Genomic DNA, 13,249 nt, shown 5'->3' with positions numbered 1-13,249 from the left:
CAAGCCGCCGCGCCGGCCCGGACCCACGGTGGTCCGGGCCGGCTGCTTGCGCGCGCTGGTGATGATGGGCCCCATGACGCTGCCCGGCCTCGGCTCCCTGACGCCCGTCCCCGCCCTCGAGCGCCCCGACCTGCTGGCCGCCCCGGTCGTCACCGCGCTGGAGGGGTGGTCGGCCGCCGACCGCGTCGGCGTGGTCGAGATCGACCCGGCGCTGGCCGACACCGCCGCCTGCGCGGAGGCCTACGACCTGCCGCTCGACTCGGGCGCCAACTGCGTGCTCGTCGGCGGCCGCCGCGGCGGCGACGAGCGGGTCGCCGCCTGCGTGGTCCGCGCCGACACCCGCGCCGACGTCAACAACGTCGTGCGCCGCCTCCTCGACGTCCGCAAGGCGTCGTTCCTGGCCATGGACCAGGCGGTGACCGAGTCGAGCATGGAGTACGGCGGCATCACGCCGCTGGGGCTGCCCCCGCAGTGGCGGGTGCTGGTCGACGAGGCCGCCACCGGCATCGACGTCGCGGTGATCGGCTCCGGGGTGCGCCACTCCAAGATCCTGCTGCCCGGCTCGCTCCTGGCCGAGCTCCCGGGGTCCGAGGTCGTGCCCGGCCTCGCCCGCTGACCGCCTCGCTCCCACCGCCTCCCGGGTCTTCACCGGGCCGTCACCTCACCGAGCGCCGGCGGACGCCCGTCGTACGGCCTCACCCGGCAGCGTCGGCACCGACAGCCCGACCTACCCGGGAGGAGCCCGCCGTGTCGGTGAGCCGACGTGAGGTCGTCATCTGGGCCACGTTCCTGCTGGCCTTCCCCGCCGCCACCGAGGTCACCGCGCTGGCGGCCTCGGGCGCAGCCGACCAGGAGTCCCGGCCGTTCGTGAGGCACCACCCGGAGGTGGTCCGGCCCGGGGAGGGTTCTGCCGCCTCGCGCTGACTGACCGGGCCGCTGCGTGGGTATCGGTGGCCCATGCCCGACGACGAGCGCCACGAGACAGAGACCGAGAAGCTGGACCGCAAGTGGGGCGACCTGCTGCAGGAGCTCCGGGTCATGCAGACCGGCGCCCAGCTGACGGCCGGCTTCCTGCTGACCCTGCCGTTCCAGACCGAGTTCGCCTCGCTCGACACCTACCAGCGCACGCTCTACCTCGTGCTCGTCGTCGTCGCGGCGGTGACCACGCTGCTCGTCATGTCGGCCGTGGCCGTGCACCGGCGGCTCTCCGGCGAGCACGTCAAGGAGCGGGTCGTCACGACGGCGCACCGGCTCACGATGGCGGTGCTCACCGCCATCGCGGTGCTGGTGACCGGCATGGTGGCGCTGATCTTCGACGTGGTGGTCGACCGCACGGTCGCGCTGGCGTTCGCCGGCGTCATCGCGGGCACCGCGGCGCTGCTGTTGGTGGTGCTCCCGAACGTCGTCCTGGCCAACGGTGCGAGCGGGTCGGCAGACGCGTGACCACGGCGTAATTCGGTCGCTGGCAGGGGGTGCCGGACCGTAGCGTGGGGACGGTGCGCCACCTCCCCCTCGACCACCCCGGGACCGCCGACCACCGGTCCCCCGGGCGCTTCCTGTGGTGGATGGCCCGCGGCCAGTGGCGCACCCTCGTCGTGGGCATGCTCTTCGGCATCGTGTGGATGGGGTCGCAGGCCGTCATGCCCGCGGTGCTCGGCCTCGCGATCGACCGCGGCGTCGCCGCGAAGGACCCTCAGGCACTGCTCGGCTACGCGCTGGTGCTGCTGCTGATCGGCCTCGTGCAGGCCGCCAGCGGGATCATGCGGCACCGGTTCGCGGTCACCAACTGGCTGACCGCCGCCTACCGCGTCGTCCAGCTGGTCGGTCGCCAGACCGTGCACCTCGGCGGCACCCTGCCGCGCAAGGTCTCCACCGGCGAGGTGGTGGCCATCGGCACCAGCGACCTCTCCCACATCGGCCAGGTGATGGACGTCAGCGCCCGCTTCGCCGGCGCCATCGTGTCGTTTCTCATGGTCTCGGTGATCCTGCTCAGCACCTCGGTCGAGCTCGGCCTGCTGGTGCTGATCGGCGTCCCCGTGCTGATGCTGCTCGTGGCGCCGATCCTGCCGCCGCTGCAGCGGCGCGCCGCCCACCAGCGGCACCTGATGGGCGAGCTGTCCAACACCGCGACCGACATCGTGAGCGGGCTGCGGGTGCTGCGCGGCATCGGCGGCGAGCAGGTCTTCCTCGACCGCTACCGCCGCGGCTCGCAGACCACCCGCCGCGCGGGCGTGCGGGTGGGCGCGCTGCAGTCGGTGCTCGACGCCATGGAGATCTTCCTGCCCGGCGTGTTCGTGGTGCTCGTCGTGTGGCTCGGCGCTCGCTCGGCGGTCAACGGCCAGATCACCGCGGGTGAGCTGGTCGCGTTCTACGGCTACTCGACGTTCCTGCTGATCCCGCTGCGCACCGTCACCGAGTACGCCAACAAGCTGATCCGCGGCCGGGTCTCGGCCCGGCGGATCTGCACCGTGCTGGCGCTCGAGCCCGACCACACCGACCCCGTCGACCCGGCACCGTCGCCCGCCCCGCAGTCGGAGCTGTACGACGTGCGGTCGGGCCTGCGGGTCCGGCCCGGGCAGCTGACCGCTCTGGTCTCCGACCAGCCCGACGAGGTCGCCCTGCTGGCCGACCGGCTCGGCATGTGCGCGCCCGAGGTGGACGACGACGTGCGGTTCGGCGGGGTGCCGCTGCCGCTGCTGCGGCGGGCCGAGGTCCGCCGCCGGATCGTGGTCTCCGACACCGCAGCCGCGCTCTTCTCCGGGCGCCTGGGCGACCGGCTCGACGTGACCGGCCACGGCGACGTCGCCCGCGCCCTCGACACGGCCTCGGCCGACGACATCTTCGAGGCGGTGCGCGAGGGGCTCGACGCGGTCGTGACCGAGCGCGGCCGCAGCTTCTCCGGCGGGCAGCGGCAGCGGCTCGTGCTGGCGCGGGCGCTCGCGCTCGACCCCGAGGTGCTGGTGCTGGTGGAGCCGACCTCGGCCGTCGACGCCCACACCGAGGCCCGGATCGCCTCGCGCCTGCGCGGGCACCGGGCCGGCAGCACCACCGTCGTGGTCACCTCGAGCCCGCTGGTGCTCGACGTCGTCGACGAGGTCGCCTTCGTGCGCGACGGCCGCGTCGTGGCGACCGGCCGGCACGCCGACCTGCTCGAGCGCGACCCGGCGTACCGCGCCGTGGTGACCCGCGAGTCCGAGGAGGTCGTCGGATGACCGCGCTGACGACCGGCCTGCCCGTGGCCGACTCGCGAGCCGTGCGGCGCTACGCCGTGCAGATCGCGCGCCGCCACCCGCGTCTGCTCTGGGGCGGACTCGTGCTCAACGTGCTGGCCGCGCTGGCCGGGCTGGCCGCGCCGCGGCTGATCGGCGACCTCGTCGAGGCCGTGCAGCAGGGCACCACCGTCGACCACGTCGACACCATCGCCGTGGCGCTCGCAGGGTTCCTGGTCCTGCAGACGGTCCTGACCCGCTACGCGCGCTACGCCGGCCAGGTGCTCGGCGAGCAGGTGCTCGCCGAGCTGCGCGAGGACTTCGTGGGCAACGCGCTGGCCCTGCCGGTGAGCACCGTCGAGACCGCCGGCGCGGGCGACCTGCTCACCCGCACCAGCCGCGACGTCGACCAGCTCGGCTGGTCGGTGCGCTTCGCGCTGCCGGAGTGGACGATCGCGGTCGTCACCGCCGTCCTCACGTTCGGCGCGGCGCTCACCGTCGGGTGGTGGGTGGCGCTGCCGTGCCTGCTGGGCGTGCCGCCGCTGGTGATCGGCCTGCGCTGGTACCTCGCCCGCGCCAAGGACGGCTACCTGCGCGAGAGCGCGACGTACTCCCAGATCAACGCGACGCTGACCGAGACCGTCGAGGGCGCCCGCACCATCGAGGCGCTCGACCTGGCCGACGAGCGGATCCGGCAGATCGACGACGACATCGCGAAGTCGTTCGCGGCGGAGCGCTACACGCTGTTCCTGCGCACGGTGTTCTTCCCCAACATGGAGATCGCCTACCTGATCCCGACGGTGCTCACGCTGCTGTTCGGCGGCTGGCTCTACACCGAGGGGCACGTCTCGCTGGGCGACGTCACGGCGGCCACGCTCTACGTGCAGATGCTGATCGACCCGGTCGACCGGGTGGTGTCGATCCTCGACGAGCTGCAGGTCGGCGCGGCGTCACTGGCACGGCTGCTCGGCGTGGCCCAGGTGCCCGACGACCGCGAGGTCAGCGGCGCCGAGCCCGAGGACGAGCACCTCCGGGCCAGCGACGTGCGGTTCGCGTACGTCGAGGGGCGCGACGTCCTGCGCGGCGTCGACCTCGACCTGCGCGTGGGCGAGCGGCTGGCGATGGTGGGGCCCTCGGGTGCCGGCAAGTCGACGCTCGGCCGGCTGCTCGCGGGCATCCACCCGCCGCGCACCGGCTCGGTGACGCTGGGCGACGTCCCGCTGGTCGAGCTCCCGCTCGACGACCTGCGCGGCCACGTCGCGCTGGTCACCCAGGAGCACCACGTCTTCGTCGGCACGCTGCGCGAGAACCTCGCGCTCGCCGCTCCCCCGGGCGCCGGCGACGACGAGATCCGCGGGGCGCTCGACGCCGTCGACGCGCTCGAGTGGGTCGACGCGCTGCCCGAGGGCCTCGACACGGTCGTCGGCTCCGGCGGGCGCGCGGTGACCGCGGCCCAGGCCCAGCAGGTGGCGCTGGCCCGGCTGGTGCTCGCCGACCCGCACACCCTGGTGCTCGACGAGGCGACCTCGCTGATCGACCCCCGCGCCGCCCGCCACCTCGAGCGCTCGCTCGCGGCCGTGCTCGAGGGCCGCACGGTGGTCGCGATCGCGCACCGGCTGTTCTCGGCCCACGACGCCGACCGGGTGGCCGTGGTCGAGGACGGCGTGATCTCCGAGCTCGGCTCGCACGACGAGCTCGTCGCCACCGGCGGGTCGTACGCCGCGCTCTGGGACAGCTGGCACGGCCGGACCTGAGGGCGGCAGGCACTGCCTGCCGCCGCGGGTCACAGCAGCCCCACGGGCCACTCGGGCTGGACGGATCTCACGGTTGTGTCGCGAAGGCTTCGCTCGCGAACCGTGAGATTCACCGCCTGGGCGGTGAATCTCACCGAGCCGACCTACAGCCCGGCCACCTTCACGCCGGAGTGCACCTTGTACTTCTTGTTGATCGAGATCAGCACGGCGGTCCACGGCTCCAGCTGACGGGCCAGGCGCAGGCGGCCGGCGTCGACGCCGTCGCGGCCGGTCACGGTCCGGGCGAGCTCGATGGCGACCTGCTTGCCCTCGTCGGAGTCGCCGCAGACCAGGACGTCCTCGTGGTCGAGGTAGTCGCGGTCGCCCCAGAGCACCGGGGCCGAGACGTGGTGGAAGGCGCCGACCACCACGGCGTCCGGCGCGATCCGCTGGGCCGACTCGGCCGCCGAGCCCTCGCCGCCGTCGACCACCCGGCCGTGCGGCCCCTGCTTGTCGAAGGCGAGCGGGTTGACGCAGGAGATCACCGTGCGCCCCGCGAGCGGGAGGGTCGCGACCAGCTCGTCGTGCCCGTCGTACGGCACCGCGAGCAGGACGACGTCGGCGGCCTCGCAGGCCTCGGCGTTGGACGCGCCGGAGGTCTCGACCGACCCCGCGAACCCGTCCGTCCGCAGCCGCTCGTTGACCTCCGCGGCCACGGCGGCGCCCTTCTCGGCCGACCGCGACCCGAAGACGACGGTGTGCCCGTGCCGGGCGAAGCGGTAGCCCAGCCCCCTGCCCTGCGGGCCGGTGCCACCGACCACGGCGATGCGGTACGTCGTCACACCTGCTCCTCGTGAGGGATCCTTGCCATTGTGACAGCGATTCTGTCACAGTGACGAAGGCCTGCCCGACCCCACCGACCGCCGGACGACAGGACGCGACGTGAAGCTCTCCATGCCCCTGGTCTACGCCGGGAACCCGCGCGAGACCGCCGACCAGGTGGCCGGTCTGGAGAAGGCGGGGCTCGACACGATCTGGGTCGCGGAGCCGTACGGCTTCGACGCCCCGACGCTGATGGGCTACCTCGCCGCCCGCACCGAGACGGTCGAGATCGGCGCCGGCATCCTCAACATCTACTCGCGCACCCCCGGCGCCCTCCTGCAGACCGCCGCCGGGCTCGACAACGTCTCCGGCGGGAGGGCCGTGATCGGCCTCGGCGCCTCCGGCCCGCAGGTGATCGAGGGCTTCCACGGGGTCCCCTACGACCGCCCGCTGGGCCGCACCCGCGAGATCATCGACATCCTGCGGCGCGGGCTGCGCCGCGAGGCGGTCACCAGCAACGGCATCTTCCAGATCCCGCTTCCCGCCGACCAGGGTCTCGGCCTCGGCAAGCCGCTCAAGCTGCTCAACAAGCCCGAGCGCCCGTCGATCCCGCTCTGGGTGGCGGCGCTCGGCGACAAGAACGTCGCGATGACCGCCGAGGTCGCCGACGGCTGGCTGCCGTTCCTCTTCCACCCCGGCAAGGCCCACGAGGTGTGGGGCGACGCCCTGGCCCGCGGCACGGCAAAGCGTTCCGCAGAGCTCGGCCCGCTCGAGGTGAGCGCCGGCGGAATGGTCGCGATCGGTGACGACGTGAAGGGGATGCTCGACTTCGCCCGCCCGATGTACGCGCTCTACGTCGGCGGCATGGGCGCGCGCGGCAAGAACTTCTACAACGAGCTCGCCTGCCAGTACGGCTACGAGAAGGAGGCCAAGGAGATCCAGGACCTCTACCTCGACGGCCACAAGCGCGACGCCGAGGCCAAGGTGCCGCTGGAGTGGCTCGAGGCGGGCAACCTGGTCGGCCCCGCGTCCTACGTCCGGGAGCGGATCGACGCCTTCCGCGAGGCCGGCGTGACCAACCTCCAGGTGGTGCCCGCGACCGAGGATCCCGCGGCCACGATCGCGCAGGTCAAGGAATGGGTGTCCTAGCGCGACGCCGGCCGCTGCTCCACTCGCGCGGCCGCTACGACAACCTCGAGGAGATCCGCTCCCTCGACCCCGAGGTCGACTACGACCGGATCACCTGGATCACCTCGCGCCTGGAATTCCCCTGGGACTACGTGCAGGGCACCGGCATCGCCTTCCTGCGCGACTACGGCGTGCCGTCGATCTCACGCCTGCTCGACCGCACCCGCGAGTTCGAGGACCACGGCATCAAGCGCTACGACGACACCCTCCTGATCGGCGAGGAGGCGGGGATCGAGGGCATCGACTCGCCGCGGGCGCACGCGGCGGTGCGTCGGCTCAACCGGATCCACGGTCACTACGACATCCCGAACGACGAGTTCGCCTTCGTGCTGGCCACGACGATCGTCGGGCCGGTCCGCTGGATCGACGCCTACGGCTGGCGCCCGCTCGACCCCCACGAGACCGCCGCGATCGCGAAGGTCACGACCCGCTTCGGTGAGCTGATGGGGATCAGGGGCCTGCCCACGACCTACGACGGCTACCTCGAGCTGCTCACGTCGTACGAGCGGCGGCACTTCGAGCACGACCCGGCCAACACCCGCGTCACCGAGGCCTCGATCGCGATCGCGCGTGCACTCGCCCCGCTGCCGGCGCGATCGCTGGTACGGCGCGTCACGATCGCGCTGATGGACGAGCCGCTGCGGGTCGCGCTCGGCATGCCCGAGCAGCCGGCCTGGTTCGTGCGCGCCGTCCGCGCCGGGCTCCGCCTGCGCGCGCGGCTGCTGCGGCTCGCGCCCCCGCGCCGCGAGGCCTACCACCACCGTCCCTCGACCTACCCCCAGGGCTACCGCCTCGGCGACCTCGGCCCCGCCTCGATGCTCGACGAGCTCAACCAGAAGGAGATCGCCCGATGACCCCGTTCTTCGAGCAGGAGCACGAGGACTTCCGCGCCACGGTGCGCACCTTCCTCGAGCGCGAGGCGGTGCCCCACCAGGCGCAGTGGGAGAAGGACGGGCAGGTCAGCCGCGAGGTGTGGCGCAAGGCCGGTGAGGCCGGGATCCTCTGCTTCGACGTCGACGAGGAGTACGGCGGGCTGGGGCTCAGGGACTTCCGCTACAACATGGTCGTCGCCGAGGAGGTCACCCGGGCCGGGGCCAGCGGCCTCGGCTTCTCGGTCCATTCCGACATCATCGTTCCCTACATCAGCCAGCTCGGCACTCCGGAGCAGAAGCAGCGGTGGCTGCCCGGCCTCGTGAGCGGCGAGCTGGTCTCGGCGATCGCGATGACCGAGCCGGGCGCCGGCTCGGACCTGCAGGGCATCGTCACGACCGCCGTCGACAAGGGCGACCACTACGTCCTCAACGGGTCCAAGACCTTCATCAGCAACGGGATCCTCAGCGACCTGGTGATCGTGGTCTGCCGCACCGACCCCGACGCCGGCCACCAGGGCATCAGCCTGCTCGTGGTCGAGCGAGGGATGCCGGGCTTCGAGCGCGGGCGCAACCTGGAGAAGGTCGGGCTCAAGGCCCAGGACACCGCCGAGCTCTTCTTCGACAACGTGCAGGTGCCCAAGGCCAACCTCCTCGGCGACGAGGGGTCCGGCTTCATCAGCCTGATGGTCAACCTCCCGCAGGAGCGGATCTCGATCGCCGCGATCGCGGTCGCGGCCTGTGAGCACGTGCTCGGCCTGTGCCTCGACTACGCCAAGGAGCGCAAGGCCTTCGGCCGGCCGATCGGCTCCTTCCAGCACAACCGGTTCGTGCTCGCCGAGATGGCGACCGAGGTCCACATCGCACGCGTCTTCGTCAACGACTGCGTGCAGAAGCTCAACGCCGGCGAGGTCGACACGGCCCTGGCGTCGATGGCGAAGTGGTGGACCACCGAGCTGCAGAAGAAGGTGGTCGACCAGGGCGTGCAGCTCTTCGGCGGCTACGGCTACATGCTCGAGTACCCGATCTCCCAGGCCTTCCTCGACAGCCGGATCCAGACCATCTACGGCGGCACGACCGAGATCCAGAAGGAGATCATCGGCCGGACGCTCGGCCTCTGAGGGCGGCCCGTCACGCACGCAGCCGTCCAGACCCTCTGGCCCAGCGACGCCCGCCCCGGCAAGATCGACCCACATCTCGCCGTACCCCACCGCAGGAGGCCCCGATGACCGACGTACTCGCCGAACGCGCCCGGATCGAGGAGCAGGTGGCCGGGAAGACGACGATCGACCTGCTCGCCGCCACCGCGGAGCGTTACGCGGACGAGCCCGGCTACTCCGACAAGAACCACGTGCCCGAGGGCGAGTCGTGGCGCACCCTCACCTGGGGCGAGGTGCGCGAGACCTCGCTCGACGTCGCCGCGGCGCTGATGGGCGCGGGCGTGGGCACCGGCGACAAGGTCGCGATCATGGCCACCAACCGGGTCGAGCACGTGCTGGCCGACTTCGGCGCCGTGCACGCCGCCGCCACCCCGATGTCGATCTACAACACGCTCTCGCAGGAGCAGGTGGCCTTCATCGCCGGCCACGCCGAGCCGACGGTGGCGATCCTCGAGACCGCCGACCACGTCACCCGGTGGGAGGTGGCGCTGGCGGCGACCCCGACCCTGCGCACCGTCGTGGTGATCGAGCCCGAGGCGCGGCGCGACGACCCGCGCTTCACCACCTGGGACGACTTCGTCGCCGGCGGCGCCGCCCGCCGGGCGGCGGACCCCGACGCGGTCACCACCCGCAGCGGCGAGCTGACCCCGGAGGCGCCGGCCACGATCCTCTACACCTCCGGCACGACCGGGAACCCCAAGGGCGTGGTGCTCAGCCACCACAACGTGCTCTACGAGGCCGTGAGCACCCTGGAGGCCGCGGGCCTCGGCGGCCCGCAGCGCCAGATCAGCTACCTGCCGTTCGCCCACATCGCCGAGCGGGTGCTCGGCATCTACGGCCCGCAGCTCGAGGGCGGCCACATCCACTGCCTCGGCGACCCGGCCCAGCTGCTCGGCGCGCTCGGCGAGGTGCACCCCACGGCGTTCTTCGGCGTCCCGCGGGTGTGGGAGAAGATCAAGACCGGCATCTCCGCCAAGCTGGCCGCCGACCCGAACCCCGACAACGTCAAGCTCGTCGAGGACTCCATGAAGGCGGGCCTGGCCTGGGTCTCCGCCCAGGAGGTCGGCGGCACCATGACGCCCGAGATCGAGGAGGCGTACCGGCAGGCCGACGAGGCGATCCTCGGCTTCCTCAAGCTGCTGCTCGGCCTCGACCAGGTGCAGTGGGCGGGCTCGGCGGCGGCGCCGATGCCGATCGAGGTCGCGCGGTTCATGGCCGGCCTCGGCATCACGGTGTACGACGTCTACGGCATGACCGAGACCTGTGGCGCGGTCACCGCCAACAGCCCGACCGGGTTCAAGCTCGGCACGGTCGGCCGGCCCACGCCCGGCATGGAGCTGAGGCTCGCCGACGACGGCGAGGTGCTGATCCGGGGGCCGGTCAACACCTCGGGCTACTACCGCCAGGAGGACGCCAGCCGTCAGCTCATCGACGACGACGGCTGGGTGCACAGCGGGGACATCGGGACCCTCGACGACGACGGCTTCTTCGCGATCGTGGACCGCAAGAAGGAGCTGATCATCACCTCGGCCGGCAAGAACATCGCGCCGTCCAACATCGAGGGCTACCTCAAGGAGTCGCCGATCATCGGGCACGCCATGGCGGTGGGCGACGGGCGGCCGTACGTCGTCGCGGTGCTCACCCTCGACGGCGAGATCGCGCCGCTGGTGGCGGCCAGGATGGGCATCGAGTACACCGACCTCGCCGACCTCGCGCAGAAGCCCGAGATCCTGGCGATGGCCCAGGCCGCCGTCGACGCGGCCAACGAGCGGCTGTCGCGGCCCGAGCAGGTCAAGGCCTTCGAGCTGCTGCCCGTGGAGTGGACCGCGGAGTCGGAGGAGCTGACGCCGACGCTCAAGCTCAAGCGCCGGGTGGTCAACGCGAAGTACTCCGACGTGCTCGAGCGCCTGTACGGCTGACACCCGCTCCACCGGTCTGGACCAGGCAACCCTCGGAGGTCACGAGACGGTCACAGATCGGGGCCCGACCGGTGAAGTCCGGGAGCCGCCCCGGTCGGATCGGGGGAAACCCTGATGCCCCCTGTCCCCGCCCTGTGATGAGGTTTGCCGCATGCATCGCCAGATCGCCGGATCACTCACCGGCCCCGTCACCAAGTGGATCGTGCTCGTTGCCGTGCTCCTGCTCACAGGAGTGCTCGGCTACCTCGGCAGCATGCTCAACGACGTCAAGGACAACGAGCAGTCCTCGTGGGTGCCTGCGTCGGCGGAGTCGACGCGGGTCGCCGACGAGCTGTCCCAGGAGGTGAGCCCCAACGACATCCCGACCCTCGTCGCGTTCCACCGCTCCTCCGGACTCACCGACGAGGACCTCGCGGCGATGGACGAGCAGGCGCAACAGATCGCCGAGATCGACGGCGTGACCTCCGCCGGCGTCCTCACTCCCAACGCGGCCGCCGCGTTGCGCGAGCAGGGCCAACCCGCCCCCGACCTCATGTCGGAGGACGGCGAGGTCGCCTTCATGTACTTCACCTTCAACATGGGCTCCGAGGGCTGGAACAAGATCGCCGAGCCGGTCAAGGAGATCAAGGAGATCACCGCCATCGACGGCGTCGACGTCTACGTCGGCGGGTTCGGTGGTCAGGCATACGACTTCGTCAACTCCTTCGACGGCTCCCACGTGCGGCTGCTGCTGATCACGTTCGGGTGCGTCATCCTGATCCTGCTCTTCACCTACCGCAGCCCGATCCTGTGGATCCTGCCGATCTTCTGCGCGGCCATCGCGAACACGATGGCCGGCGGCGTGGTCTACCTCCTCGCCAAGTACGCCGGCCTGATCGTCAACGACCAGAGCCAGTACATCCTCAGCATCCTCGTGATCGGAGCCGGTACCGACTACGCGCTGCTCCTGGTGGCCCGCTACCGCGAGGAGCTGCGCCGGCACGCCGACCGCCACGAGGCGATGGCGTTCGCGCTGCACCGCGCTGCCCCGGCCATCCTCGCCAGCGCCGCGACCGTCGTGGTCGGGCTGATGTGTCTGACCTTCGCCGACCTGAACTCCACCGCAAGCCTCGGGCCCGTCCTGGCCGTGGGTGTCGCGGTGACGTACCTGGTGATGGTGACACTGCTGCCGGCGCTGCTGGTCATCTGCGGTCGCTGGGTCTTCTGGCCGGTGCGACCGACGTTCGGCAGCGCCGAGCCGACTGAGCGCGGGCTCTGGGCCCGGATCGGCAAGCGCATCTCGGTGCGCCCGCGATCCACGTGGCTGGCGACCGCCGGCGTCCTGCTGGTCGCCTGCCTCGGCCTGTTCCGCCTCGACGCGTCGGGCCTCTCGACCGAGGACAGCTACACCGAGAAGTTCGACTCGATCGTCGCGCAGGAGCTGCTCAACGACCACGGACTGGCCGACAACTCCAACACCGTGCAGGTGGTGACGGCGGACGACGCCCTCCCAGCAGTCCAGGACGCGGTGGCCGGCGTCGACGGCCTCGGCGAGCAGACCGAACCCACCTCGCTGGGGAACGGCCGGTCCTACTTCGAGGCGCCGATCGCGGCCGACATCTCGTCGGAGACGGCGTTCGACATCGTCGAGAGCACCCGCACCGCAGCGCACTCCGTCGATGGCGCCGAGGCCCTGGTCGGTGGTGGGGCTGCGTTCTACCTCGACACCAAGACAGCCTCGTTGCGCGACAACAAGGTGGTCATCCCACTGGTCCTGCTGGTGGTCCTGATCATCCTGATCCTGCTGCTGCGGGCCGTGCTGTCCCCGATCCTCCTGATCGGCACGGTGGTCCTCTCGTTCGGCGCGGCCCTGGGCATCTCGGCGCTGTTCTTCGAGTACGTGTTCGGCTTCGAGGGCAGCGATGCCGGCTTCCCGTTGTTCGCGTTCGTGTTCCTGGTCGCTCTGGGCATCGACTACAACATCTTCCTGATGACCCGGGTCCGCGAGGAGACACAGACCCGCGGCACACGGCCGGGCTCGCTCGTGGCCCTCGCCTCCACCGGTGGGGTGATCACCTCGGCCGGCCTGGTGCTGGCGGCCACGTTCCTGGCGCTGGCCACCCTGCCGTTCGTGTTCCTGGTCGAGCTCGGCTTCACGGTCGCGCTGGGCGTGCTGCTCGACACGATGATCGTGCGGTCGGTACTGGTCACGGCGATCAACCTCGACCTCGGCGGGAAGATCTGGTGGCCGAGCAAGCTCGACCGCGACCCGGTGATCGAGGCGCCCGACGCGGTCGGGAACCGCGAGAAGGTCAGCGTCTGACCGGTGCGTGGGCCGGCCGCTCGGGCCGGCCCACGCACGACGTAGCC

The 13,249-nt window shown here is 71.7% G+C and carries 11 protein-coding genes; 10 read left to right on the top strand and 1 reads right to left on the bottom strand.

Annotated features, from left to right (window positions below; all coding sequences use genetic code 11):
• Positions 1-73 precede the first annotated feature (73 nt).
• From ACFPGP_RS04920 to ACFPGP_RS04900, 5 genes are all read left to right on the top strand, one after another.
• Positions 74-616, top strand: coding sequence for a YbaK/EbsC family protein (locus tag ACFPGP_RS04920; protein ID WP_465263247.1), 543 nt, complete (start codon positions 74-76; stop codon positions 614-616).
• A 137-nt stretch (positions 617-753) separates the two neighbouring features.
• Entirely contained in the window at positions 754-924 is a 171-nt protein-coding gene (locus ACFPGP_RS04915; protein ID WP_378587640.1) for a hypothetical protein, read from the top strand.
• A gap of 33 nt (positions 925-957) precedes the next feature.
• Positions 958-1,443, top strand: a complete 486-nt coding sequence (locus ACFPGP_RS04910) for a DUF6328 family protein (RefSeq protein ID WP_378587638.1) — start codon at positions 958-960, stop codon at positions 1,441-1,443.
• 53 nt (positions 1,444-1,496) lie between these two features.
• A complete protein-coding gene (locus ACFPGP_RS04905) occupies positions 1,497-3,212 on the top strand; it encodes an ABC transporter ATP-binding protein (protein WP_378587636.1) in 1,716 nt (571 codons plus the stop codon).
• Positions 3,209-4,963 carry an ABC transporter ATP-binding protein gene (locus ACFPGP_RS04900; RefSeq protein ID WP_378587634.1) on the top strand — a complete coding sequence of 585 codons (1,755 nt, stop codon included), beginning with the start codon at positions 3,209-3,211 and terminating at the stop codon, positions 4,961-4,963. The genes ACFPGP_RS04905 and ACFPGP_RS04900 overlap by 4 nt, the downstream gene beginning before the upstream one ends.
• A 143-nt stretch (positions 4,964-5,106) precedes the next feature.
• Here the strand turns inward: ACFPGP_RS04900 and npdG are convergent, their stop codons facing one another.
• Positions 5,107-5,784 (bottom strand): NADPH-dependent F420 reductase, encoded by a 678-nt coding sequence (gene npdG / locus ACFPGP_RS04895; protein WP_378587631.1) that lies wholly within the window; start codon positions 5,782-5,784, stop codon positions 5,107-5,109.
• Positions 5,785-5,884: 100 nt separating this feature from the next.
• Between npdG and ACFPGP_RS04890 the strand changes: the two genes are divergently transcribed.
• From ACFPGP_RS04890 to ACFPGP_RS04870, 5 genes are all read left to right on the top strand, one after another.
• Positions 5,885-6,913: an LLM class F420-dependent oxidoreductase gene (locus ACFPGP_RS04890; protein WP_378587629.1), complete on the top strand. Its 1,029-nt coding sequence runs from the start codon at positions 5,885-5,887 to the stop codon at positions 6,911-6,913.
• Entirely contained in the window at positions 6,901-7,806 is a 906-nt protein-coding gene (locus tag ACFPGP_RS04885; RefSeq protein ID WP_378587627.1) for an oxygenase MpaB family protein, read from the top strand. The genes ACFPGP_RS04890 and ACFPGP_RS04885 overlap by 13 nt, the downstream gene beginning before the upstream one ends.
• Positions 7,803-8,942 (top strand): acyl-CoA dehydrogenase family protein, encoded by a 1,140-nt coding sequence (locus tag ACFPGP_RS04880; RefSeq protein WP_378587624.1) that lies wholly within the window; start codon positions 7,803-7,805, stop codon positions 8,940-8,942. Before ACFPGP_RS04885 ends, ACFPGP_RS04880 begins: the two co-directional genes overlap by 4 nt.
• 104 nt (positions 8,943-9,046) lie before the next feature.
• Complete coding sequence (locus tag ACFPGP_RS04875; RefSeq protein WP_378587623.1) at positions 9,047-10,900, top strand: AMP-dependent synthetase/ligase; 1,854 nt, start codon at positions 9,047-9,049, stop codon at positions 10,898-10,900.
• A 151-nt stretch (positions 10,901-11,051) separates the two neighbouring features.
• On the top strand, positions 11,052-13,202 hold the full coding sequence (locus tag ACFPGP_RS04870) for an MMPL family transporter (RefSeq protein WP_378587621.1): 2,151 nt from the start codon (positions 11,052-11,054) through the stop codon (positions 13,200-13,202).
• Positions 13,203-13,249: the final 47 nt, after the last annotated feature.

Origin of the sequence: Nocardioides taihuensis, assembly GCF_042657275.1 — a bacterium.
GTDB classification, from domain to species: domain Bacteria; phylum Actinomycetota; class Actinomycetes; order Propionibacteriales; family Nocardioidaceae; genus Nocardioides; species Nocardioides taihuensis.
The sequence above is the reverse complement of the archived record's forward strand: the minus strand, read 5'-3'. Positions and strand labels throughout refer to the sequence as shown.